At 72.2% G+C, this 22,026-nt stretch carries 19 protein-coding genes and 2 tRNA genes; 9 read left to right on the forward strand and 12 right to left on the reverse strand.

Going from position 1 to position 22,026, the window contains the following annotated elements; all coding sequences use genetic code 11:
• Positions 1-23: 23 nt before the first annotated feature.
• Genes BM385_RS18005 through BM385_RS18015 form a run of 3 tightly spaced genes read right to left on the reverse strand, consistent with a single transcriptional unit; the run spans position 24 to position 3,886 of the window.
• Positions 24-791, reverse strand: a complete 768-nt coding sequence (locus BM385_RS18005; protein WP_093843674.1) for an ABC transporter ATP-binding protein — start codon at positions 789-791, stop codon at positions 24-26.
• 50 nt (positions 792-841) lie between these two features.
• Positions 842-3,655, reverse strand: coding sequence for an FtsX-like permease family protein (locus BM385_RS18010; protein WP_093843675.1), 2,814 nt, complete (start codon positions 3,653-3,655; stop codon positions 842-844).
• A gap of 30 nt (positions 3,656-3,685) precedes the next feature.
• The gene (locus BM385_RS18015; protein WP_093843676.1) at positions 3,686-3,886 is read right to left on the reverse strand and encodes a hypothetical protein; all 201 of its coding nucleotides are present in this window, start codon (positions 3,884-3,886) and stop codon (positions 3,686-3,688) included.
• Positions 3,887-4,159: 273 nt separating this feature from the next.
• On the opposite strand from BM385_RS18015, the gene BM385_RS18020 reads away from it, so the two are divergent.
• From BM385_RS18020 to BM385_RS18040, 5 genes are read left to right on the forward strand one after another with little or no spacing between them, the layout of a single operon-like run.
• Entirely contained in the window at positions 4,160-4,933 is a 774-nt protein-coding gene (locus BM385_RS18020) for an AfsR/SARP family transcriptional regulator (protein ID WP_093843677.1), read from the forward strand.
• A gap of 54 nt (positions 4,934-4,987) precedes the next feature.
• The gene (locus tag BM385_RS18025) at positions 4,988-5,518 is read left to right on the forward strand and encodes a MauE/DoxX family redox-associated membrane protein (protein ID WP_093843678.1); all 531 of its coding nucleotides are present in this window, start codon (positions 4,988-4,990) and stop codon (positions 5,516-5,518) included.
• On the forward strand, positions 5,515-6,021 hold the full coding sequence (locus BM385_RS18030) for a thioredoxin domain-containing protein (protein WP_093843679.1): 507 nt from the start codon (positions 5,515-5,517) through the stop codon (positions 6,019-6,021). Before BM385_RS18025 ends, BM385_RS18030 begins: the two co-directional genes overlap by 4 nt.
• Positions 6,018-7,805: an ABC transporter ATP-binding protein gene (locus BM385_RS18035; protein ID WP_093843680.1), complete on the forward strand. Its 1,788-nt coding sequence runs from the start codon at positions 6,018-6,020 to the stop codon at positions 7,803-7,805. Before BM385_RS18030 ends, BM385_RS18035 begins: the two co-directional genes overlap by 4 nt.
• Positions 7,806-7,843: 38 nt before the next feature.
• Complete coding sequence (locus tag BM385_RS18040; RefSeq protein WP_093843681.1) at positions 7,844-8,299, forward strand: S26 family signal peptidase; 456 nt, start codon at positions 7,844-7,846, stop codon at positions 8,297-8,299.
• Here BM385_RS18040 and BM385_RS18045 read toward each other — a convergent pair.
• Entirely contained in the window at positions 8,268-10,901 is a 2,634-nt protein-coding gene (locus BM385_RS18045) for a valine--tRNA ligase (RefSeq protein WP_093843682.1), read from the reverse strand. The two genes, BM385_RS18040 and BM385_RS18045, sit on opposite strands and share 32 nt — an antisense overlap.
• Positions 10,902-11,079: 178 nt before the next feature.
• On the opposite strand from BM385_RS18045, the gene BM385_RS28245 reads away from it, so the two are divergent.
• Both BM385_RS28245 and BM385_RS27220 read left to right on the forward strand, forming a co-directional pair.
• Positions 11,080-11,931, forward strand: a complete 852-nt coding sequence (locus BM385_RS28245; RefSeq protein WP_093843683.1) for a hypothetical protein — start codon at positions 11,080-11,082, stop codon at positions 11,929-11,931.
• A 112-nt stretch (positions 11,932-12,043) separates the two neighbouring features.
• Positions 12,044-13,141 carry a hypothetical protein gene (locus tag BM385_RS27220; RefSeq protein ID WP_175543031.1) on the forward strand — a complete coding sequence of 366 codons (1,098 nt, stop codon included), beginning with the start codon at positions 12,044-12,046 and terminating at the stop codon, positions 13,139-13,141.
• A gap of 120 nt (positions 13,142-13,261) precedes the next feature.
• On the opposite strand, the gene clpX is transcribed toward BM385_RS27220, so the two are convergent.
• The 5 genes from clpX to BM385_RS18085 all read right to left on the reverse strand — a co-directional run bounded on the left by clpX (position 13,262) and on the right by BM385_RS18085 (position 17,985).
• Complete coding sequence (gene clpX / locus BM385_RS18065) at positions 13,262-14,566, reverse strand: ATP-dependent Clp protease ATP-binding subunit ClpX (protein WP_019432846.1); 1,305 nt, start codon at positions 14,564-14,566, stop codon at positions 13,262-13,264.
• 200 nt (positions 14,567-14,766) lie between these two features.
• Positions 14,767-15,426 carry an ATP-dependent Clp protease proteolytic subunit gene (locus BM385_RS18070; protein ID WP_019432845.1) on the reverse strand — a complete coding sequence of 220 codons (660 nt, stop codon included), beginning with the start codon at positions 15,424-15,426 and terminating at the stop codon, positions 14,767-14,769.
• A gap of 57 nt (positions 15,427-15,483) precedes the next feature.
• Positions 15,484-16,149 (reverse strand): ATP-dependent Clp protease proteolytic subunit, encoded by a 666-nt coding sequence (locus tag BM385_RS18075; protein ID WP_086024446.1) that lies wholly within the window; start codon positions 16,147-16,149, stop codon positions 15,484-15,486.
• 187 nt (positions 16,150-16,336) lie between these two features.
• Positions 16,337-17,761 carry a trigger factor gene (tig, locus tag BM385_RS18080; RefSeq protein ID WP_093843685.1) on the reverse strand — a complete coding sequence of 475 codons (1,425 nt, stop codon included), beginning with the start codon at positions 17,759-17,761 and terminating at the stop codon, positions 16,337-16,339.
• A 147-nt stretch (positions 17,762-17,908) separates the two neighbouring features.
• A tRNA-Pro gene (locus BM385_RS18085) sits at positions 17,909-17,985 on the reverse strand.
• Positions 17,986-18,124: 139 nt separating this feature from the next.
• Between BM385_RS18085 and BM385_RS18090 the strand changes: the two genes are divergently transcribed.
• Positions 18,125-18,195: transfer RNA gene (locus tag BM385_RS18090), tRNA-Gly, on the forward strand.
• 46 nt (positions 18,196-18,241) lie between these two features.
• On the opposite strand, the gene BM385_RS18095 is transcribed toward BM385_RS18090, so the two are convergent.
• Entirely contained in the window at positions 18,242-18,457 is a 216-nt protein-coding gene (locus BM385_RS18095) for a hypothetical protein (protein ID WP_019432842.1), read from the reverse strand.
• A 199-nt stretch (positions 18,458-18,656) separates the two neighbouring features.
• On the opposite strand from BM385_RS18095, the gene BM385_RS18100 reads away from it, so the two are divergent.
• A complete protein-coding gene (locus tag BM385_RS18100) occupies positions 18,657-19,808 on the forward strand; it encodes an acyltransferase family protein (RefSeq protein WP_051131070.1) in 1,152 nt (383 codons plus the stop codon).
• Between the two features lie 65 nt (positions 19,809-19,873).
• On the opposite strand, the gene BM385_RS27875 is transcribed toward BM385_RS18100, so the two are convergent.
• Positions 19,874-20,596 carry a M23 family metallopeptidase gene (locus tag BM385_RS27875; protein ID WP_093843686.1) on the reverse strand — a complete coding sequence of 241 codons (723 nt, stop codon included), beginning with the start codon at positions 20,594-20,596 and terminating at the stop codon, positions 19,874-19,876.
• A 183-nt stretch (positions 20,597-20,779) separates the two neighbouring features.
• A complete protein-coding gene (locus BM385_RS18110) occupies positions 20,780-21,934 on the reverse strand; it encodes a PP2C family protein-serine/threonine phosphatase (protein WP_019432839.1) in 1,155 nt (384 codons plus the stop codon).
• Positions 21,935-22,026: the final 92 nt, after the last annotated feature.

Raw genomic sequence — 22,026 nt, forward strand, 5'->3', positions numbered from 1 at the left:
AGTCTACGAACCCCCACCGACACTCACCGCTCCTTATCCGGATCGGTATCCAGGTGAGAGGTGGCGGCGGGCTCGTCCCGGCCGGTGCGGACGTCCGCGACGAGCTGCCCGTCGCGCAGGGTCAGCACCCGGGAGCAGCGCCCGGCCACCGCCTCCTCGTGGGTGGCGATGAGCAGGGTGCAGCCGTGCTCGGCGGCCAGCCGCTCGATCAGGTCCATGACGCGGGTGCCGGTGGCGGAGTCGAGATTGCCGGTCGGTTCGTCGGCGAGCAGCAGCCGGGGCCCGGCGATCAGCGCGCGGGCGATCGCCACCCGCTGTTGCTGCCCGCCGGAGAGCTGGGACGGCAGCGCCTTCTCCCGGCCGGCCAGGCCGACCGCCGCCAGCAGGCCGGTGGCGCGCTCGACGCGGTCGAACGGGGTGTCGGCCCGGCGGCGGGGCAGCAGCGGGGCCAGCACATTGTCCAGCGCGGTGAGCGCGGGCAGCAGATGGAAGCGCTGGAAGACGAACCCGATCCGTCCCCGGTAGCGGGCCAGCTCGCGGCGGCCGAGCGCGGTGATCTCCTCGTCCCCCACCCGGATCACGCCCGCGTCGGCGCGCTCCACGGCGCCGATGAGGTGCAGCAGGGTGGACTTCCCCGACCCGGAGGGGCCGGTCAGCGCCACCGACTCGCCGGCCGCGATGTCCAGGTGCACCCCGTCCACCGCGGTGATCCGGTTCTCCGGTCCCGAGCCGAACGTCCGGCGCAGGTCCTTGACGGTCACCGGGACGCCGCCGGGTTCCGGGCTGTTCATCGGGCGGCCACCTCTCGTGGGGACGGACGGGTCGGGGAGGGTCACGGAGGTCACTGACGGCTGAGCAGGGCGGCCAGGGGCAGGCCCCGCACCAGCCGGACCGGGAACAGCGAGGCGGCCACCGCGAGAGCCACCCCGCCCACGGCGGCCCCGAGGGCCGTGCCGAGGACGCCGGCGGGCAGCGCGCCCACCACCCACGCCACCAGGCCGGCCCCGGCGGCGGCGCCCAGTACGGCACCGGCCGCGCCCAGCAGCGCGCCCTCGGCCATCACCAGCCGGGTCAGGGCGCGGTCGCTCCAGCCGGTGGCGCGCAGCACGGCGAGTTCGGCGTCCCGCTCGCGCAGGCCGACGTACAGGACGTCGGCGAGCGCGAACGCGCCCAGCAGCACGGTGAGCACCACGGCGGCGAGGTCCACCGCCCGGATCTCCAGCGTCACGGCCTGGCCGAGCAGCGTCCCGGCGGCGGCGCCCCGGAAGTGCCACAGGACGGCGGTGACAAAGGTGACGGCGGCGATGCCGACGGCCAGCGAGAGCACGGCCAGGGCGGCGCGTACCGGCACCCGGGTGACCTGGGCGGCGGCCAGCGCCACCACCGAACGGCGGGCCCGGGCCCGTCCCCCGGCCAGCACCGGTGGGCGCAGCACCCCGGCGGGCCCGATCCGGGCGGCGCGCAGGGCCGGGCCGAGCGCGGCGAGCAGGGCGAGAGCGAGGACGAGCGGCACGGTCAGCAGGACGAGGGCGGGCCGTACCGTCAGCCCGGTGAGCCCGGCCAGCAACGGGGCCAGGACGGCCGCGAGCACGGCGGCGGTGGCCGCGACGGCGGCGACCTCGCCGAGCACCAGGGCGGCGAGCCGGCGCCCGGACCAGCCCAGGCAGGCGAGCGTGCCGAGTTCGGCGCGCCGGGTGCGGACGGAGGCGGCGACCAGATTGCCGGTGAACAGCGCGCACACCAGCAGCACCAGACCGGACAGCAGCACGCTCTTGCGGTCCGCCTCCCGCACGAGGTCGACGGCGGCGCCCTTGCGGGTCCAGTGCTCCTCGATCAGCAGCGCGGGCCGCCCGAACTGCCCGGCGGCGACCTCCACCTCGCGCGGCGCGGGCGAGGAACCGACGGTGATGTCGACGGTGAGCCCGGTCCCGGTGGCGATCCGCTCGGCGACCTGCCGCACCCGCTCCTGGGAGGCGTCGTCCAGTCCGGTCACCCCCGCGACCCGCACCCGCACGGCGGACAGCGGGGCGGCGGCCTGCGGGGAGGCGGGGTGCAGCAGGTGGTCGAGGGAGGCGAGGTTGGTGAGCAGCTGGGGCGGGGTGGCGAGATACCCGGTCGGGTTGCTGTTGGGCAGCCAGGGCCGCTCCCCCAGCAACTCCCGCGACCGCTCGTCCGCCCCGGAGGCGGCGGCGGGGCGGTAGGACTCCAGCGGGACCTCGGAGAGTCCGGAGAAAGTGCTGATGGCGGTGGGGTCGAAGGTGCCGACCTGGGTGGGCCGCAGGGAGACGCCGGGCAGGTTGATCTCGGCGTTCCCGTACAGGCGGCGGAAGCCGGTGTCCTGGCTGAGCCAGGGCGGCGGGGTGCCACCGAACTGCATCACTTCCTGCCATGCGGTCGCGACGTTCTGCTCCACCTGTTCCGGGGTCAGCGGGCCGGCTTCCAGGAGGTAGTGCGGCGGGTCGGCCTGGACGGTGCGGTTGTACGAGACGGGGGCCCGTCCCTCGCCCGAGAAGACGGACCGGTAGACGTCGGCGTAGTCCCGTTCCTCCGAGTCCAGGGCCCGGTGCGGGGCAGCGGCCAGGTGCCGGGCCACGTCGAGGGAGGAGGCGCCGTGGATCCCGGTGGCGTCCGAGGTGACGCGGCTGATGTCGTACCGCACCGCCTCGTCCGCCTGGGGATCGGCGGTCGCCAGCAACGGGACCGGGATGATCTCGTCGGGCCCCTCCCGCTCGGCCTCGGGAGGCTCCGCGCTCAGGTACTCCCCGGTGGTGACGGCCTCGTCCAGACCGACCAGCCGCGCCTCGGCCCCCGGATCGACGGCCGCCGTCAGCAGGGTGGTGGCCCACGGCATACGGATCACCACACGGTCACCGGTCTCGGCATTGTCGACCCAGGCCTGGCCCGAGGTGTGGAAGGTCCCGTCCTGGCGCCAGTGGACCACGATCAGCCGGGCGCGCCCTTCGGGGGTCATCTCACCGAGGCCCTCCATGACGTTGAGCGGGCACAGCGTCCGCGGCTGTCCGTCCGGCTGGATCTCCAGGACCGGCCGCCGCTGCTCGCAGTGCGCCGTGTCGGCCGTCAGCGGTTGCCCGTCGTACTCGTATTCGCGGACGAGTTCGGTACCGAACTCGGTCTCGCGGGTCAGCGGCCACACCAGGTCGTGCCGTGAGACGTAGACATAGTCGGCGCCCGGGTCCTGCGCTCGGGTCAGCCCCCGGTCGGAGATCCAGGTGCGGTCGATGCGCAGCAACTGGCGGTCAAGAGAGGGGTCGAGGAGTTCGGTGACGTCGAGTTCGCTCCACAGAACGACCCGCTGGTTGCCCACCATGGCGAGCGGGGCGGCGACCTCCACACCGTCGAGGGCGGCGATGCGCTCCCACTCCTCCAGTGTGATGCCGCCGTACTGGCCGGACAGGAAGTTGGGGCTCACCTCCCCCGCCGCCCGCTCCACCTCGCCGGCCGCGCCGGCCGGGCGGACGAGGATGTCGTACGCGGCACGGAAGTTGGCGTCCGCGGTGGACTCCACCCGCAGCCGGGAGGTGTCGACGGAGCCGGTGAGCAGGATGAATCCCATGCTCGCCACGAGCACGCCCGCGAGCAGGGTCACTGCCCGTGCGGAGCGGCGGCGCAGTTGCTGGGTGATGTGGGCGAACACGGTGTCCTCGGGTGTGCTGTGGTCAGGCGGTCACAAACGGAAGCAGCAACCGTTCTCCCGCCAGGAGCAGCCCAGCGAGTCGCAGGTCCAGACGATGCGCCGGTGGGTTCCCTGTGTCGTGCTGAAGCGACAGGTGACGCCCCAGTCGCAGATGGCGGACGCGGCCTCCGCCCGTGGCGTGGGCAGGACCCGGCGCAGGGCGGCGTCGGCGAGCTGGTTCAGCAACTTCATCGTTCTCACCCTTTCTCGCGTTCCGGACAGCGGCCCGGCGGGCCGCCGTTCCTCGTGGCGGAGACCGTAGGGCGCCCGCGCACACGGTCGATACACCGTGCCCCCCCGCGCGTCGATACGCTTCGACGGACCGGCCGGTGGGGTACCGGACCGGGCGCGGCCACCCCGGTACCGCACGCCGGTTCCCCTGTGAAGCGCTTCACCTCTAAGGTCGGACCTTGCGTCACCGGCACGATTCGTTCCGTAGTTCCCCAGGGGTGGGAGAAGTCTTCGATGATGCCCGAACCGCGCCTCGCGTTCCGGCTGTTGGGTCCGGTCGAGATCTGCACCGGCACGGCCGCACCGCCGCGTGTCGGCAAGCCGCACGCCGTCCTCGCCGCGCTGCTGCTGCGCCCCAACCGGGCGGTGTCCTTCGACACGCTCAGCGAGGCGCTGTGGGACGGCGAGCCGCCGCCGTCCGCGCTGTCCAATCTGCGCACCTACGTGCACCGGCTGCGCAGGGCCCTGCCGGGTGGCGGCGCCGGTGTGCTGCTCAGCCACCCGGGCGGCGGGTACGAGGTGCGCCTCGCCCCGGGCGACAGCGACCACCTCGTCTTCACGCACCTCGTCCGCCGGGGCCGCGATCTGCTCGCCGCCGCCGATCCGCGCGGTGCCGCCGTCGCGCTGCGCCGCGCCCTGGAACTGTGGCGCGCCGAGCACGCCGCCACCGGACTCGACCGGCGCGGACTGCTCGTGCCCGAACTCGCCCACCTCGACATCGAACGGCTGCGTGCCCTGGAGGACCTGGCCGGCACCTGGCTCGCCCTCGACGAACCGCGCCGCGCCCTGGACACCGCCTGGCAGGCCGTCTCCGCCGACCCGCTGCGCACCCGCGGCTGGCAGCTCGTCCTCCGCGCCCACCACCGGCTCGGCGAACACGGCCGGGTCACCGAGTCGTACGCGATGGCCCGCGCCGCCTTCCGGGACGGGCTCGGCCGCGACCCCGACGCCGAACTCGCCCAGTTGTGCGAGCGCTTGATGTATCGGCCGTATGCGGGGGCCTCCTAACGTACGGGCCCGGCCGGCCGGAGCGGCCGGAGGTCGAGGTGTGGAGGCGGGCCGATGGCGTATGTCCTGCTGAGCTGCCAGGTGCTGCTGGCCGTGGTGTTCCTGGTGTCCGCCACCGGCAAGCTGCGGCCGTCCGGGGTCCGCGCCCTGCGCCGTACCCTGCGGGAACTCGGCCTGCCCGCCCGCCTCGTCCCCTTCACCGCCGGTGCCGTCATCACCGCCGAGGCCGCCGCCGGACTGCTGGTGCTGCCGACACCCACCGCCCCGTACGGCCTGGTGCTCGCCGCGCTGGTGCTGGCGGCGCTCACCGCCGGAGTGGCCCGGGTGGTGGTGGGGCGGCGCGCGGTCAGCTGCGCCTGCTTCGGGCCGAGCGTCCGGCCGCTGCGCGGCGTCCATCTGGTGCGCAACGGGGCACTGCTGCTCGCCGCCGGGTGCGGGCTGGCGCTGCTGCCCGCCGCCGGGCCGGCGCACGCCGAGGTACTGGCCGTGGCGGTCGCGGTCGGCTCGGTGGCCGCGCTGGTGCTCATCGGGCTGGACGACATCGCGGAGCTGTTCTTCCCGTCCACGATCAGGAGGCGCGTGTGATCGCCCTGGTGCTGTCCGTCCTCGCGCTGGGTGTCACCGCCCTCAATCTGCTGCTGTGCTACGGCATCATCCGCCGGCTGCGCGCGGAGCCGGCCCCGGGCCCCGGCGTTCTCCCGTCCACCGGCCACACGGTCACCGGGCTGCGGGTCGGCGTTCCCATCGCGCTGCCCGCCGGGTCCCCGACCCTGGTCGGCTTCTTCTCCCCCGGCTGCGACGCCTGCGAGGACCTGCTGCCGGCCTTCACCAGGGCCGCCGAGGCGCACCCGGGCGGTACGGGGAAGGTCACCGCCGTCGTCGTCGAGGTGGACCAGGACGTGGACGGCCGGAGCTATGCGGACGCGCTGTCCCCCGTCGCCGAGGTGCTGCGGGTCCCGCCGGCCTCCCCGTGGGTGACCGCCTTCGGGGTCACCGGCTTCCCCCAGGTGCACGCCCTCACCGAGGACGGCGCGCTGCGCTGGTCCGCGCTGGGCCCCGCCGACCTCGAACGGCGGCTCGCGGGGTGAGGGAGTCCGCCCGTACCGCGTTCTCGCTGGCGCTGCGCGCCCGCCCCGCGGTGCTCGCCGCCACCCTCGTGCTCACCATCATCGAGGCGCTGATCCCGGTGGCCGCCGCCTGGTGCACCGCGCGCCTGGTGGACGGGCTGACCGGCGGCGAGCCGGACCTGGCCGGGTACGCGGCCGGGCTCGCCGGCTGCGGGATCCTGGCCGCGCTGCTGCCGTACGTCCAGCGGCTCGCGCAGGGCGAACTGTCCCGTGCCGTCGCCCGGCAGGCCCAGGACCGCCTCTTCCGCGCCGTCACCGCCCAGCCGGGCCTCGCCTGGTACGAGAACCCCGACCGGCTCACCCAGCTGCGGCAGGCGCAGGACTGCGGGCAGCACACCCCGACCGATCTGCTGGAGTGCGCGATGGCGCTGGTGCGTTCGGCGCTCACCCTTCTCGGCTTCGCCACCGTGCTGATCGGCATCCACCCCACGCTGGCCGCCCTGGTCGCGGTGGGCACGGTGCCCAAGCTGCTCGCCGAGATCCGGGTGGCGCGGATCAGGGCCGGCGCGGTGCACGGGCTCACCGCGCACCAGCGGCGCGAGGTGTTCTACATGCTGCTGCTGGCGGACGTGCCGGGGGCCAAGGAGGTACGGCTGTTCGGCATCGGCGAGTTGCTGCGCCGCCGGATGATGGCGCAGCGGCGCCTCGCCGACCGGGAGCGGCTGCGGCTCGATGTGCGGGAGCTGCTGCTGAACGGGCTGCCGACGCTGATCACGGCGGGTGTGGCGGCGGCCGGCCTGCTGTGGGCGGTGGGGCGGGTCCGGGACGGGGCGCTGAGCGTCGGCGAACTGACGCTGGTGGTCGCGGCGATCGCCTCCGTGCAGAGCACGCTGGGCACCCTGGTCGGCGCCGTCGCGAACGGGCACCAGCACCTGCTGGTCTTCCGCGCCTACACGGACCTGGTGGCCGCGCCGCCCGTGCTCGCCACGCGCGAGCCGGCCCGGCCGATCGGCCCGTTGCGCGGGGCGGTGGAGCTGCGCGATGTGTGGTTCCGGTACGGGCCGGACCATCCGTGGATCCTCCGGGGTGTGAACCTGCGCATCGCGGCCGGTGAGTCCCTGGGGCTGGTCGGGGTGAACGGCGCGGGCAAGAGCACGCTGATCAAGCTGCTGTGCCGGTTCTACGACCCGGAGCGCGGCAGTGTGCGCTGGGACGGCACCGATCTGCGCGACATCCGGCCGGAGGCGCTGCGCGAGCGGCTGAGCGTCGTCTACCAGGACCACATGAACTACGAGATGACGGCGGCCGAGAACATCGGCCTCGGCGACCCGGCGCACGCCGATGACCCGCGGCGCGTGACGGAAGCGGCGCGCCGGGCGGGTATCCACGACGTGCTGGCGGCGCTGCCGGCCGGCTACCGGACCATGCTCAGCCGCGGCTACTTCGGCGACAGCGGCGAGGACGACGGCGTGGTGCTGTCCGGCGGGCAGTTCCAGCGCCTGGCCCTGGCCCGTTCCCTGATGCGCGAGGACCGGGACCTGTTCGTCCTGGACGAGCCGACGTCCGGTCTCGATCCCCTCGCCCAGGCCGAGGTCGGCCGGCTGATCCACCACCACGGCGCGGGACGCACCCGGGTGCTCGTCTCGCACCGGCTGAGCGAGATCCGCGACGCGGACCGGATCGCGGTGCTCGCGGACGGCCGGATCGCCGAACTCGGCACGCACGCGCAGCTGCTGGCGGCCGGCGGCCACTACGCGACGGCGTTCCGCAGCCAGGCCGCGGGCTTCCAGCTGGACGGCGCGTGACCGGTCGCCGGGGCGGACGGGGACGGTGGGCGGGCTCCATGGCCGCGATCGGCGCCTGCGGCGTACTGGTGGCGTGGGCACGCCGGGGGTTCCTGTACAGCACCGTCGAGGGGTGCAGCATGGAGCCGACCCTGTACGCCGGGGACCGGCTGCTGGTGCGGCGGGTGGCGGCGGGGCGGTTGCGGGTGGGGGATCTGGTGGTGTGCCCGGTGCGGTTGCCCGGCGGTGCGGTGTTCCTTCCCCCGCCCGGGGAGAGCGTCCCCCGGCTGTGGGTGAAGCGGCTGGCCGCGCTGCCCGGGGACCCGATGCCGCCGGGCATGGTGGCCGCCGGGTACGGCGGTACGGTGCCGCCGGGTGTCGCCGTCCTGCTCGGCGACAACCCGGCGGCCAGTACCGACTCGCGGGCCGTGGGGCCCGTTCCGCTGAACCGGGTGCTGGGGCGGGTGGTGTGGCGCCCCGGGCTCAGCCGGGAAGGTTCGCCAGCTGGGTGGTGAGGCGGTCGATGTCGGCCTCGGCGGTCGCCTTGCGGGCCTTGATCTTCTCCACCACCTCGGCCGGGGCCTTGGCCAGGAAGCCCTCGTTGCCGAGCTTGGCCGTGGCCTGCTTCAGCTCCTTCTCCGCCAGGCCCAGGTCCTTCGTGAGCCGCTTGCGCTCGGCCGCGAAGTCGATGGCGCCCGACAGGTCGAGGGCCACGACCGCGCCCGCGACCGGCAGCGAGGCGGTGGCCGCGAAGCCGTCCCCGGCCGGGGTGAGGCGCAGCAGCTGCCGCACGGCCTCCTCGTGCGCGGCCAGACCCGTACCCGACAGGTCCAGGGTGGCGGGCACCCGCTGGCCGGGCTGGAGCCCCTGGTCGGCGCGGAAGCGGCGGACCTCGGTGACCAGCTTGCGGACGGTGGCCAGTTCGGCCTCGGCGGCCTCGTCCCGGTAGCCGGAGTCCTGCGGCCAGGTGGTGATGACCAGCGACTCGCCGTCGGTGAGCGTCGTCCACAGCTCCTCGGTGACGAACGGCATCACCGGGTGCAGCAGCTTCAGCGTCACATCCAGGACCTCGCCCAGCACGCGCTGGGAGACCTCGGCGGGCCGGCCGCCGGCCGCGAAGACCGTCTTGGACAGTTCGACGTACCAGTCGAAGACCTCGTCCCAGGCGAAGTGGAACAGCAGGTCGCTGGCCTTGGCGAACTCGTAGCCGTCGTAGGCGGCGTCGGCCTCGGCGACGACGGTGTTCAGCCGGGACAGGATCCAGCGGTCGGTCGCCGACAGTTCGGCGGCGTCCGGCAGCGGGCCCTCCACGGTCGCCCCGTTGATGAGGGCGAAGCGGGTGGCGTTCCAGATCTTGTTGGCGAAGTTCCGGGAGGCCTGCACCCAGTCCTCGCCGATCGGCACGTCCGCGCCGGGGTTGGCGCCCCGGGCCAGGGTGAAGCGGACGGCGTCGGCGCCGTACGCGTCCATCCAGTCCAGCGGGTCCACCGAGTTGGGGTTGGACTTGGACATCTTCTTGCCGTGCTCGTCCCGGACGAGCCCGGTGAGCGCGATGGTGTGGAACGGCTCCTTGCCGTCCATCGCGTACAGGCCGAACATCATCATCCGGGCGACCCAGAAGAAGATGATGTCGTGGCCGGTCAGCAGGACGTCGGTCGGGTAGAACTTCTCCAGGTCCTTGGTGTTCTCGGGCCAGCCGAGGGTGGAGAAGGGCCACAGGCCGGAGGAGAACCAGGTGTCGAGGACGTCCTGGTCCTGGGTCCAGCCCTCGCCGGCCGGCGGCTGCTCGTCCGGGCCGACGCACACGGTTTCGCCGTCCGGGCCGTACCAGACGGGGATGCGGTGGCCCCACCACAGCTGGCGCGAGATGCACCAGTCGTGCATGTTGTCGACCCAGTCGAAGTAGCGCTTGGCCAGCTCCGGCGGGTGGATCGCCACCCGGCCGTCGCGCACGGCGTCACCGGCGGCCTTGGCCAGCGGCTCGACCTTGACCCACCACTGCATGGACAGCCGGGGCTCGACCGTGGTCTTGCAGCGCGAGCAGTGGCCCACGGAGTGCAGGTAGGGGCGCTTCTCCGCGACGATCCGGCCCTGTTCGCGCAGCGCGGCGACGATCGCGGACCTGGCCTCGAACCGGTCGAGTCCTTCGAACGGGCCGTGCACGGTGATGACGCCCCGCTCGTCCATGACGGAGAGCGAGGGCAGGTCGTGGCGCTGCCCGATGGCGAAGTCGTTGGGGTCGTGGGCCGGGGTGACCTTGACCGCGCCGGTGCCGAACTCGGGGTCGACGTGGCTGTCCGCGACGACCGGGATGGTCCGGTCGGTCAGCGGCAGCTTGATCCGCTTGCCGATGAGGTGGGCGTACCGCTCGTCCTCGGGGTGGACGGCCACCGCGGTGTCGCCCAGCATCGTCTCGGCGCGGGTGGTGGCCACAACGATGCTGTCGTCACCCTCGCCGTAGCGGATGGAGACGAGTTCGCCGGCGTCCTCCTGGTAGTCGACCTCGATGTCGGAGATCGCCGTCAGACAGCGCGGGCACCAGTTGATGATGCGCTCGGCGCGGTAGATCAGCCCGTCGTCGAACAGCCGCTTGAAGATGGTCAGGACGGCGCGGGAGAGCCCTTCGTCCATGGTGAAGCGCTCACGGCTCCAGTCGACGCCGTCGCCGAGCCGCCGCATCTGGCCGAGGATGCGACCGCCGTACTCCTGCTTCCACTTCCAGACGCGCTCGACGAACTCCTCGCGCCCGAGGTCGTGCCGCGACTTGCCCTCGTCGGCGAGCTGCTGCTCGACCTTGTTCTGGGTGGCGATGCCCGCGTGGTCCATGCCGGGCAGCCACAGGGCCTCGTACCCCTGCATCCGCTTGCGGCGGGTGAGCGCGTCCATGAGGGTGTGCTGGAAGGCGTGGCCCAGGTGGAGCGTGCCGGTGACGTTGGGCGGGGGGATCACGATGGTGTACGGCGGCTTGTCGCTCGCCGCGTCCGCCTCGAAGTAGCCCCGCTCCACCCAGCGCTCGTACAGCGGCCCCTCTACCTCGGCCGGCGCGTACTGCGTCGGGAGTTCGGTGGCTGCGCTGTGGGGCCCGGTGGTCGCGGGCGGCTGAGTGTTCTCGGTCACGGCGCCCAGTCTACGGGCGGGGCGGGGCCGTCCTCGAATCGGTTACGGCGCGGTGGTCCTGGGCTCCGGGGCGGACGCGGTGGCGGCCGAGAGGTGCGGGGCGTCCCGGCATCTGCGGCACAATGCCGGGTACATGAGGCATCCGATCGGATGAGATGCCGGCCACACGGGGATCACCATGACGCAGCAGCCACCGCCCGGACCGTACGGATCGCACCAGCCGCCCCCGCACGGCTACGGAGCGCCGCAGCCGCCGTCCACGCCGTACGGAGGTGCGCCCTACGGCGCCGCACCCTACGGCCAGGCCCCACCGCCCGCCGCCCCTCCGGCCGCCGATGGCGGCAACGGCAAGCGGATCGGCATCGCCGTCGGCGTGCTCACGCTCGCCGCCGCGCTCGGCGTCGGCCTGGTACTGGTCCTGAACGGGGACGACGCTCCCGCGCTGAAGGACGACGGCACCCGGTACACGCTGGCCGCCCCCGAGGAAACAGGCGGCTACGCCCGAACCTACGGCGAGGAGAGCGACGAGTTCTTCACCGCGGAGGAGGCGAGGCGGGTCGGCTTCACCGAGGAGGGATCGGTCATGGCCTCCTACGCCCAGGACGAATCGTCGGCTGACTCCAACGTCCTCTTCTTCCAGGGGTCCTGGGGCACCGTGACGGACCCGGCGAGCACCCCGGACGAGATGTTCGCCATGATCGCCGAAGACCTGAACGAGGACGCGGACGACGACGCCGATCGCCTGGAACTCGTCGGCTCCCCCTCCGCCATGAACCCCAGCGCCCTGCACAACGCGGCGCTCTCCTGCCAGGAGATGCGGCCGGGCCGGCCGGAGCCCGGCGAGCCCGAGACCTCGTTCGTCTGCATCTGGAGCGACTTCAGCACCATCGGTGTGGTGTACGGCGTCCCGGGCGTCGCCGAGGGCACGGTCCCGCTGACCCTGGAGCGGACCGCGGAACTCACCGCCGACCTGCGGGCTTTCGCGCTGGTCGAGGTACCCGCCGGGGACGCCGCGCCGAGCGACGGCTGAGCGCCGCCGGGGCGGCGGCATCGGGAGGCGGCACCGGGGTGGATGTACACCGGAGCATTTCGTCGGACAGGATGAGCGGTAGACGCTTGTCGCAGTGATGAGGGGACAACCCATGAGTCAGCACCAGCCGGGCCCCTACGGGCAGCAGCCCCCGCCGGGCCAGCCCGGGCAGCCCGGCCCGTACGGGGCGCCGCCGCCGCAGGGCCCGCCGCCCGGCGGCCCCAACCCGTACGCGCAAGGCGGCGCTCCCGGCGCACCGTCCGGCCCGGGTTACGGCTACCCGCAGCAGCAGCCGGGTCAGCCAGGACCGCCCCCGCCGCCCGGCGCGTACCCCGGCCAGCCGGGACAGCCGGGGCCGGCCGGTCCGCCGCCCCCGCCCGGCACCCCGTACGGCCAGCCGCAGCCGCCCGGCCCGTACGGCGGCCCGCCGCAGGGTCCGCCCGGGCAGTACCCGGGCCAGCCCGGCTACGGGCACATGCCGCCCCCGCCATCCGGTGGTGGCAACGGCAAGAAGATCGGCCTCGCCGTCGGTGCCCTGGCCGTGGTCGCCGCGCTCGGTGTCGGCCTGGTGGTGGCGCTCGGCGGGGACGACGAGAAGAACGAGACGCTCATCGGCTACTCACTGAGCTACCCGGAGACCTCGGGTGAGTACCAGCTCGTCGAGCAGCGGGACACCACCGGTATGTCGGAGGAGGAGCTGGCCCAGTTCGGTCTGGGCCCCGAGGCGGAAGGGGCCACCGCCAGGTACCTCGCGGGGATCGACCAGTCCGAACTGGAGGCCATGGAGGACCCCAGCGAGCTGGGTGCCACCCCCCTGACCTCGCTGATGAGCGTGGGCCTGTGGGGCGAGGTGGACAACCCGGAGGCCACCGTCGACGCGCTGCTCGCCTACGCGGCCGAGCAGGCGACTGCCGGCGAGGGCGGCCGGCTCCTGGACAGCCCGCAGGCGGTCAACCCCAGTGGGCTGAACGGCGCGACCATGAAGTGCCAGTACGCCGAGGTCGAGGACGCCAACCTGGGCCAGGACGTCGAGGTCCCGCTGTGCGTATGGGCCGACAACAGCACCATGGGTTTCGCGGCGTTCCAGAAGCAGGCCGGCCTCACCGGCCCGCTGGACATGTCCATCGACGAGGCCGCCGCCGCGACCGCCCAGCTGCGTTCCGACGCGCTCGTCGCCCCCAGCGGCGGCGACAGCGAAAGCGACAGCTGACCGGTACCGCGTACGACGGCGGGGCCCGGACACCATCGCGATCCGCGATCGGTGTCCGGGCCCCGCCGTTTCGTCTCGTACCCGTCCCCGTCGTGCCGTCCCGTCGTACCGGCCTCCGGCTCAGGCCGTCTTCTCCTGCGGCGGAACGCCGCTGCCGCCGCGCTGCTTCGCCAGCCGGGAGCGCGGCACCAGCGTCGGGTTCACGTTCGAACGGACGACATCCTCGGTGATCACCACGCGGCCGACGTCCTGGCGCGAGGGCACCTCGTACATCACCGACATCAGGACCTCCTCCATGATGGCCCGCAGACCGCGCGCCCCGGTGCCGCGCAGGATCGCCTGGTCGGCGATCGCCTCCAGCGCCGGGAGGTCGAACTCCAGCTCCACGCCGTCGAGTTCGAACAGCCGCTGATACTGCTTGACCAGCGCGTTGCGCGGCTCGACCAGAATCCGCAGCAGCGCCTCGCGGTCGAGATTGTGCACCGAGGTGATGATCGGCAGCCGGCCGATGAATTCCGGGATCATCCCGTACTTCACCAGGTCCTCCGGCAGCGCGTCCGAGAGCAGCTCCGCCGTGTCCCGTTCCCGCTTGGAGCGGATATCCGCGCCGAAACCGATGCCGCGCCCGCCCGAACGGGCCCGGATGATCTCGTCCAGACCCGCGAACGCGCCGCCCACGATAAACAGCACATTGGAGGTGTCGATCTGGAGGAACTCCTGATGCGGATGCTTGCGCCCGCCCTGCGGCGGGACCGCCGCCGTCGTCCCCTCCAGGATTTTCAGGAGCGCCTGCTGCACGCCCTCACCGGAGACATCGCGGGTGATCGACGGATTCTCGCTCTTGCGGGCGACCTTGTCGATCTCGTCGATGTAGATGATGCCCTGCTCGGCCTTCTTGATGTCGTAGTCGGCCGCCTGGATCAGCTTCAGCAGGATGTTCTCGACATCCTCGCCGACATAACCCGCCTCGGTCAGCGCCGTGGCGTCCGTGATGGCGAAGGGGACGTTCAGCATCCGGGCCAGGGTCTGGGCGAGCAGCGTCTTCCCGGAGCCGGTCGGGCCGAGCAGCAGGATGTTGGACTTGCCGAGCTCGATCTCCTCGTCGCGCGCCGCGCCCGCGTCGGACTCGCTCGCCCGCACCCGCTTGTAATGGTTGTACACGGCCACCGACAGCGCCCGCTTGGCGTCGTCCTGGCCGACCACATAGCTTTCGAGGAAGTCGTAGATCTCGCGCGGCTTCGGCAGCTCGCTCAGCTCCGAACCGGGCGACTCCGCCAGCTCTTCCTCGATGATCTCGTTGCACAGGTCGATGCATTCATCGCAGATATAGACCCCCGGACCCGCGATGAGCTTCTTCACCTGTTTCTGGCTCTTGCCGCAGAACGAGCACTTGAGCAGATCGCCGCCATCACCGATGCGTGCCACGAGGTGCTTCCCCTTCGCCTGCGCACCGCCGGGGAGACGGTGCCTGGTGCTTGCTTAGACGACGGTACCTTGTCGCCCCGACGGAATGGCCCCCCTTGGCGGGAATCCCCCGGCGCGGGGGCCTTCCCGTCCAAAAGGGGCGGCCAGTTACAGCCTTGTCGTACTGCCTCTTGCTCAGCCGTGCGGTCCTGCCGCGCCGGTCAGACCGAGACGGTGGAGCGGGTGGTGACGATCTGGTCGATCAGCCCGTACTCCACGGCCTCCTTGGCCGTGAGGATCTTGTCCCGCTCGATGTCGTCACGGATCTGCTCGATCGGCCGGGTGGAGTGCTTGGCCAGCATCTCCTCCAGCTGGTCGCGCATCCGCTGCACCTCGCGGGCGGCGATCTCCAGGTCGGACACCTGACCGCGGCCGGTCTCGGAGTACGGCTGGTGGATCAGCACCCGGGCGTTCGGCAGCGCCAGCCGCTTGCCGGGGGTACCGGCCGCCAGCAGCACGGCCGCGGCGGAGGCCGCCTGGCCCATGCACACGGTCTGGATCTCCGGCTTGACGAAGTCCATCGTGTCGTAGATGGCGGTCAGCGCGGTGAACGAGCCGCCGGGGCTGTTGATGTAGATCTGGATGTCCCGGTCCGGGTCCATCGACTCCAGGCACAGCAGCTGCGCCATGACGTCGTTGGCCGAGGCGTCGTCGATCTGCACGCCGAGGAAGATCACCCGCTCCTCGAAGAGCTTCGCGTACGGGTCGTACTCGCGCACACCCTGCGAGGTGCGCTCGACGAAGCGCGGGACGATGTAACGGGACTCGGCCGGGAGACGGTCGTAGAGCCCGGAGCCGGGGAACCGCTGGGAAGAAGTCATGTGGTGTCTACCGCCTTAGGAAGGGCCTGCGAAGCGAGGGAGGGGTACGGATGCGGCTCAGGCGCCCGTACCGCCGCCGCCGGTGATGTCGGCCGCGCTGGTGATGACCCGGTCCAGCAGACCGTAGTCGCGGGCCTCCTCCGCGTTGAACCAGCGGTCGCGGTCGGCGTCGCGCTCCCACTGCTCCTCGGACTGGCCCGAGTGCAGGGCCGAGAGCTTCGCCATCTTGCGCTTGGTGCGCAGCAGCTGCTCGGCGTGGATCTTGATGTCCGAGGCGGAGCCGGCCAGGCCCGCGGACGGCTGGTGGATCAGGATCTCCGCGTTCGGCAGCGCGAAGCGCTTGCCGGGAGCGCCGGCGGTCAGCAGGAACTGCCCCATCGAGGCGGCCATGCCCATCGCGATGGTGACCACGTCGTTCTTCACGTACTGCATGGTGTCGTAGATCGCCATGCCCGCCGTGATCGAGCCGCCGGGGCTGTTGATGTAAAGGAAGATGTCCTTGTCGGGGTCCGCGGCGAGCAGCAGCAGCTGCGCGGTGATCTTGTTGGCGATGTCGTCGTCGACCGGCTGGCCGAGGAAGATGATGCGCTCGTCGAGCAGCCGGTTGTAGACCTGGTCGCCGAGGCCGCCGTGGGAGGGTTCAGCGGCGGCGGAGGGCATGGGGAGCGTCACGTATCCACCTGCTCGTTGTCGGACGGCGGCACTGTCGCCAGGCCGTCGCATGGCTTTAGCGTTGTACTTCTTACGGACCCTAACGCGCGGCGCCGCCCGACCCGTCCCGGCCAGGGAACTGTTCGCTGTGAGCGCAGGGTGCCGGTGCGCGGGGCGGCCGGGGGTGCGCGACGGGGCCGGACATTGTCATATCCGGCCCCGTCCCTGACGCTTCCGCGCTCGCCCGCGCGGGGGGAGATCAGTCCTTGTCGGCCTTCTCGGCCTTGTCGCCGGCCTCCGCGGCGGCGCCCTCGGTGCTGGTCTCCTCGACGACCTCGGCGGCGGCCTCGGTGGTCCCGGCGGCGTCCTCGTCCTCGTCGTCCAGGTGGACGGGCTCACCGTTGGTGTCGGTCACCTTGACGGCTTCCACGACGGTGGCCAGCGCCTTGCCGCGGCTGACCTCGCCGACGAGCATCGGCACCTGGCCGCCCTCGACGACGGCCTGCGCGAACTGGTCGGGGGACATGCCCGAGGACTGCGCCCGGCGCACCAGGTGCTCGGTCAGTTCCTCCTGGCTGACGGTGAGGTTCTCCGTCTTGGCGATCTGGTCCAGCACGAACTGGGTGCGGATGCCCTTCTCGGCCTGCTCCTTGAGCTCGGCCTCGAACTCCTCGGTGGTCTTGTCCTGGAGCTTCAGGTACGCGTCCAGGTCCATCCCGAGCTGGCCGAGCTGGTGGTGCTCCAGGTTGTGCTTGCGGGTCTCGACCTCGTCCTGGAGCAGCTTCTCCGGCATCGGGACCTCGACCAGCTCCAGGAGCGCGTCGAGGACCTTCTCCTGGGCCTCGGTGGCCTGCTGGTACTTCTTCTGGTCGGCGAGCCGGCGGCGGCTGTCCGCGCGCAGCTCCTCCAGGGTGTCGAACTCGCTCGCCAGCTGGGCGAACTCGTCGTCCAGCTCCGGCAGCTCGCGGGCGGAGACGGAGATCACCTTGACGGTGACCTCGGCCTCGCGGCCGGCCGCCGAGCCGCCCTTGAGGGTGCTGGTGAAGGTGGCGGTGCCGTCGGCCTCCAGGCCGGTGACGGCCTCGTCGATGCCGTCGAGCAGCTGACCCGAGCCGATGGTGTAGTCGACGCCCTCGGCGACGCCGTCCTCCAGCACCTCGCCGTCGACCTTGGCCTCCAGGTCGAGCTTGACGACGTCGCCCTCGGCGGCGGCGCGCTCGACGACGGAGGTGGAGGCGAAGCGCTCACGGAGCTGGTCGACGGCCTCGGTCACGTCCTCGTCGGTGACCTCGGCGGCCTCGACGGTGACCTCGATCCCGGTGTAGTCGGGGATGGTGATCTCGGGGCGGACGTCCACCTCGGCGGTGAAGGTCAGCAGCTCGTTGTCCTTCAGCTCGGTGATGTCCACCTCGGGCTGACCCAGCGGGTTCAGCTCGCCCTCGGAGACGGCCTCGCTGTAGAACTTCGGCAGCGCGTCGTTGACGGCCTCCTCCAGCACGGCGCCACGGCCGAAACGCTGGTCGATGATGCGGGCCGGGATCTTGCCCTTGCGGAATCCGGGCACCGTGACCTGCTGGTTGATCTTCCGGTACGCCGCGTCGAGGCTGGGCTTGAGCTCCTCGAAGGGCACCTCGACAGTGAGCCGAACCCGGGTGGGGTTCAGGGTCTCCACGGCGCTCTTCACGGTCGGTCTCCTTGGGGCTGACTTCTGGGAGGAAATGCGGTGCTGCTGTGATGCTGTACGACCGAGCTTATGGGTGCCGGTCTGACCGCTGGTACCCGGTACCCGGTCCCCGGGCACGCCACAGGCGCACGATCTCTTCATAGTACGTGGTCGGGGTGGCCGGATTCGAACCGACGGCCTTCCGCTCCCAAAGCGGACGCGCTACCAAGCTGCGCCACACCCCGTGGTCGCTCATGACGCGACACGTAGCGTACAGGCCCGCTCGCCCCCCGGCTCCCCCGCCTCCGGGCGGCGCGGCGCTGGTACGATGCTGTCCGCACGGTGATCGTCGCGGTGGCGCAACAGCCCGGTGATCCCCGGCAGGCGGGCGTAGCTCAATGGTAGAGCCCTGGTCTTCCAAACCAGCTACGCGGGTTCGATTCCCGTCGCCCGCTCCGTCACACCGGGCCCGGCTCCCTCGGGGGCCGGGCCGCGGCATTGTCAGGGACCGCTCGAATTGATGGAATCGTCCACGGAGCTGACGGAGTTCGAGATCGACTCCAGGAAGTCCCGTATCGGGTCCGCCGCGCCGGTGGAGGCGAGTGAGAAGCCGAAGAGGATGGCCACGATGGCCGGCCCCCATTTGATGTTGCCGCTGCGGGCGAGAAAGAACAGCACGACACCCAGCAGCAGCGTCAGGGAGAACGAGATAACCACGACTGATCACATCACCTTCGGACGGTACGCCTGCGCTCCAGCGAGAGCTTGACCACGGCTGTCCTACCCCCGCTGGGCCCCTATCGTGCCATCAACCGGGTGAGCCATGGGGGTTGATGGGGTAGGCGACCCGGCAGTTGACTTGTTCACACACCCCCCTGCCGGACAGTACCCACCGTGAGGCGCTATCGTGCCGTCAATGTTGCGCGTCCGTAATCCACGAGCCAGCCTGCCCACAGCACGGGCGCGGACGGCTGATCCCCCACCGGAGGCCACGGACGGCCCGCCGAAGGGCAAGCCCCGCGATCCGTATTTCGACAACGCCAAGTACCTGGCGATCGTGCTGGTGGCCATGGGGCACGTCTGGGCCCCCCTCATGCCCGACTCCCGGGCGGCCACCGCGCTCTACATGTTCGTCTACGCCTTCCACATGCCGGCGTTCATCATGCTGGCCGGATACTTCTCCCGCAGCTTCACCGGTAAACCCGCCCAGATAGGGCGGCTGATCTCCGGCGTGCTGGTGCCCTACCTGATCTTCGTGGTCGGGTACACCCTCTTCGACCGCTGGGTGAACAACACCGACAAGCCGCTGTTCGAGCCGTTCAGCCTGCTCGACCCGTACTACCTGACGTGGTTCCTGATCGCGCTGTTCTGCTGGCGGCTGTCCGCCCCGCTGTGGCGGGCGCTGCGCTGGCCGCTGCCGGTCTCGCTGGCCGTGGCCGCGATCGCGACGGTCTCCCCCGACCTGGGCAACGACTTCAACATCATGCGGGTGTTGCAGTTCCTGCCGTTCTTCGTGCTCGGGATGCTGCTGCGGCGCGAGCACTTCACCTGGCTGGTACGGCGCGAGACCAGGATCGCGGCGGCGGTGATCGGCCCGGTCGCCCTGCTCTTCGCGTACTGGGTGGCGCCGCGGATGGACTACCACTGGTTCTACCGCAGCCACAGCGCGCAGGGTCTCGGCTTCACCTGGGACTACGGCGTGATCATGTCGCTGGCGCTGTTCGGCTGCGGCCTGGTCCTCACCGGCTGCTTCCTGGCCTTCGTGCCCGGCCGCCACATGTGGTTCACGGCGCTGGGCGCCGGCTCCATCTACGGCTATCTGCTGCACGGCTTCCTGATCAAGGGCTCCCGCTGGTGGGGCTGGTACGACCTGGACTGGGTGAACACCCCCGCCGGGTACGTGGCCATCACCCTGATCGGTGTCGCCTTCGTGACGCTGCTGTGCACCACGCCGGTGCAGAAGCTCTTCCGGTGGGTGGTCGAGCCGCCGCTGGGCTGGGCCTTCAAGAAGGACGACCCGGCCTCCACCGCCACGGCGCCGGCCGCGAAGGTACCGGCCGGGAAGTAGCGCCGCCGCGTCCCGCCGCACCCGGGGAGGGGTGGTCCCGTACGGGGCCGCCCCTCCCGGTGTGTTCAGCCGGTGGCGACGCCGTGCGAGGCGAGATAGGCCAGCGGGTCCACGTCGCTGCCGTACGCCCGTGAGGTGCGCACCTCGAAGTGCAGATGCGGCCCGGTGCTGCGGCCGGTGTTCCCGGACAGACCGGCCCGCTCTCCGCCGTTGACCACCTGCCCGTCCTTGACGTGGATCTCCGACAGATGGGCGTAGAGCGTGTAGTACCCGTCGGTCATCTCGATCAGCACCGCCTTGCCGTAGTCGCCCCAGTCGCCCGCGAAGATCACGGTGCCGGGCCCGGCCGCCTGAACGGGGGTGCCGACGGGGACGGCGAAGTCGGTCCCGGTGTGCCGGCCGGCCGCCCAGCCGCCGGGGATGCCCCAGTGCGCGCTGATGGGGAAGCCGGTGACCGGCATGGTCCAGATCTCGGCCTGCGCTCCGGTGGCCGCCGAGGCGCGGGCGAAGACGGTGGCCACGTCCCCGATGACCGGGGGGTCCTCGCGCGGCGCCGCGGAGCGCGGTGCGGCGCGCGAGGTCCTGGCCGGGGGCCCGTACGCGGCGCCGAAGGCGACCGGGCCGTAGGTGTCGTGGGTGTCCGCGGGGGACGGCGCGGCCGGGTCGCTGCTGGCGGCGGCCGGCACCGTCCAGGGTCCCGCTATCACCACGGCACCGAGCAGGCTGCCGGCCAGGGCCCGGCGCAGCGTACGGGGATCGGAACGCTGGGTGCGCGCACGGATGCTCATGGTGTCGAGCCAAGTTCACCGGCCGCCGGTCCGCATCCGCCCGCCGCCCGCGGGTGCGGGCCGTTCGGCGCAGGGCGCGCGGGCCGGCCGGGTGCCGTCCCGGCTGTCGTGGCGGGCCGGGGGCGGCCGGGCGGGCGGCGCCCCCGCCGCGCTCCATGATCACTCTCCCGGGTGACCGTCCGATTACTCTCGGCTGATGAGGAGCAGGGCGCGGTCGTCGTTGACGTCCTTGGCCACGGCCTCGATGAGATGCCAGGCCGCGCCCCGGAAGCCGGTCGGTACGTAGCGGTCGGCCTCGCCGGTGAGCCGGTCGACGCCTTCGGAGAGGTCGCGGGCCGGGCGTTCCACCAGTCCGTCGGTGAAGAGCATGAGGACGTCGCCGCGCCGCAGGGTGCCCTTGGCCGGATGGAACTCGGCGCCCTCGTACACGCCGAGCAGCGGTCCCTCGGCGGCGACCTCGGTCCAGCGGCCGGTTCCGGCGTTCAGCTGGAGGCCGGGCACGTGGCCGGCCGAGAGCAGTTCGTAGTCGCCGGTGTCCAGGTCGAGCACCAGGTGGATGGAGGTGGCGAAGCCCTCGTCCCAGTCCTGCCGCAGCAGATAGCCGTTGGCGGCGGGGAGGAAGGAGTGCGGCGGGAGCGAGCCGAGGAGGCCGCCGAACGCGCCGGAGAGCAGCAGGGAGCGGGAGGCCGCGTCCATGCCCTTGCCGGAGACGTCGGTGATGACCGCCTCCAGGGTGCGCCCGCCGGGTCCGGTGCGGGCGGCGACCACGAAGTCGCCGGAGAAGGACTGGCCGCCGGCCGGGCGCAGCGCCATGTCGTGGTACCAGCCGGCGGGCAGCTTCGGCAGGGCGCTCTGGGCGCGAATGCGTTCGCGCAGGTCGAAGAGCATGGTGCCGCCGCGCCGCCAGGGGACGCCGACGCGGCTGCGGAACTGGGCGATCAGCAGCCCGGCCAGGGCCACTGCGGCGACCACCAGGATGGTGCCGGGGGTGACCGGGTCGATGTTGGCGCGGCTGTTGTCTATGAGGGCGGTCTCGGCGACGAGCGCGGTGGCGGCGACGCCGTAGAGGCCGAGCAGGCTGGCGGGGCGCAGCAGCAGTCCGCCCGCGACGAGCGGGAGGGCGAGCGCTTCGGGCGGGCACCATTCGGAGCTGATGAGGGTGCCCGCGGCGAGCAGGGGCACGGAGCACAGCAGCACGGTGAGCGCCGCGGAGTCCGAGCCGCCGCCCCGGAAGGAGTCGACGGCGGCGCGGCGGACGGAGGTGCGCAGGCGGTGGTAAGCCTTGTGCGCCCGGAGTCTCGGGTTCGCCGGGGGTGCGTTGTCACTGCCGCGTGCCATGTCCTGGGACCTTATCCACCCATTCGGGGGTGCGTCGAACCTCCCACGCTTCCGTACCTGCGTGCGGAGGGGCGGTGAGGCGGAAATCTCTT

The organism is Streptomyces harbinensis (genome assembly GCF_900116145.1).
In the GTDB taxonomy this organism is placed as follows: Bacteria; Actinomycetota; Actinomycetes; order Streptomycetales; family Streptomycetaceae; genus Streptomyces; species Streptomyces carpaticus.

What these genes read in the sequence shown, in the direction of transcription:
- BM385_RS28245 (WP_093843683.1), top strand. Translation starts at nt 11,080, where the DNA reads ATGACGCAGCAGCCACCGCCCGGACCGTACGGATCGCACCAGCCGCCC.
- BM385_RS27220 (WP_175543031.1), top strand. Translation starts at nt 12,044, where the DNA reads ATGAGTCAGCACCAGCCGGGCCCCTACGGGCAGCAGCCCCCGCCGGGC.
- BM385_RS18070 (WP_019432845.1), bottom strand. Translation starts at nt 15,426, where the DNA reads ATGACTTCTTCCCAGCGGTTCCCCGGCTCCGGGCTCTACGACCGTCTC.
- BM385_RS18015 (WP_093843676.1), bottom strand. Translation starts at nt 3,886, where the DNA reads ATGAAGTTGCTGAACCAGCTCGCCGACGCCGCCCTGCGCCGGGTCCTG.
- BM385_RS18005 (WP_093843674.1), bottom strand. Translation starts at nt 791, where the DNA reads ATGAACAGCCCGGAACCCGGCGGCGTCCCGGTGACCGTCAAGGACCTG.
- BM385_RS18040 (WP_093843681.1), top strand. Translation starts at nt 7,844, where the DNA reads ATGGCCGCGATCGGCGCCTGCGGCGTACTGGTGGCGTGGGCACGCCGG.
- BM385_RS18020 (WP_093843677.1), top strand. Translation starts at nt 4,160, where the DNA reads ATGATGCCCGAACCGCGCCTCGCGTTCCGGCTGTTGGGTCCGGTCGAG.
- BM385_RS27875 (WP_093843686.1), bottom strand. Translation starts at nt 20,596, where the DNA reads ATGAGCATCCGTGCGCGCACCCAGCGTTCCGATCCCCGTACGCTGCGC.
- BM385_RS18075 (WP_086024446.1), bottom strand. Translation starts at nt 16,149, where the DNA reads ATGCGACGGCCTGGCGACAGTGCCGCCGTCCGACAACGAGCAGGTGGA.
- BM385_RS18025 (WP_093843678.1), top strand. Translation starts at nt 4,988, where the DNA reads ATGGCGTATGTCCTGCTGAGCTGCCAGGTGCTGCTGGCCGTGGTGTTC.
- BM385_RS18110 (WP_019432839.1), bottom strand. Translation starts at nt 21,934, where the DNA reads ATGGCACGCGGCAGTGACAACGCACCCCCGGCGAACCCGAGACTCCGG.
- BM385_RS18100 (WP_051131070.1), top strand. Translation starts at nt 18,657, where the DNA reads ATGTTGCGCGTCCGTAATCCACGAGCCAGCCTGCCCACAGCACGGGCG.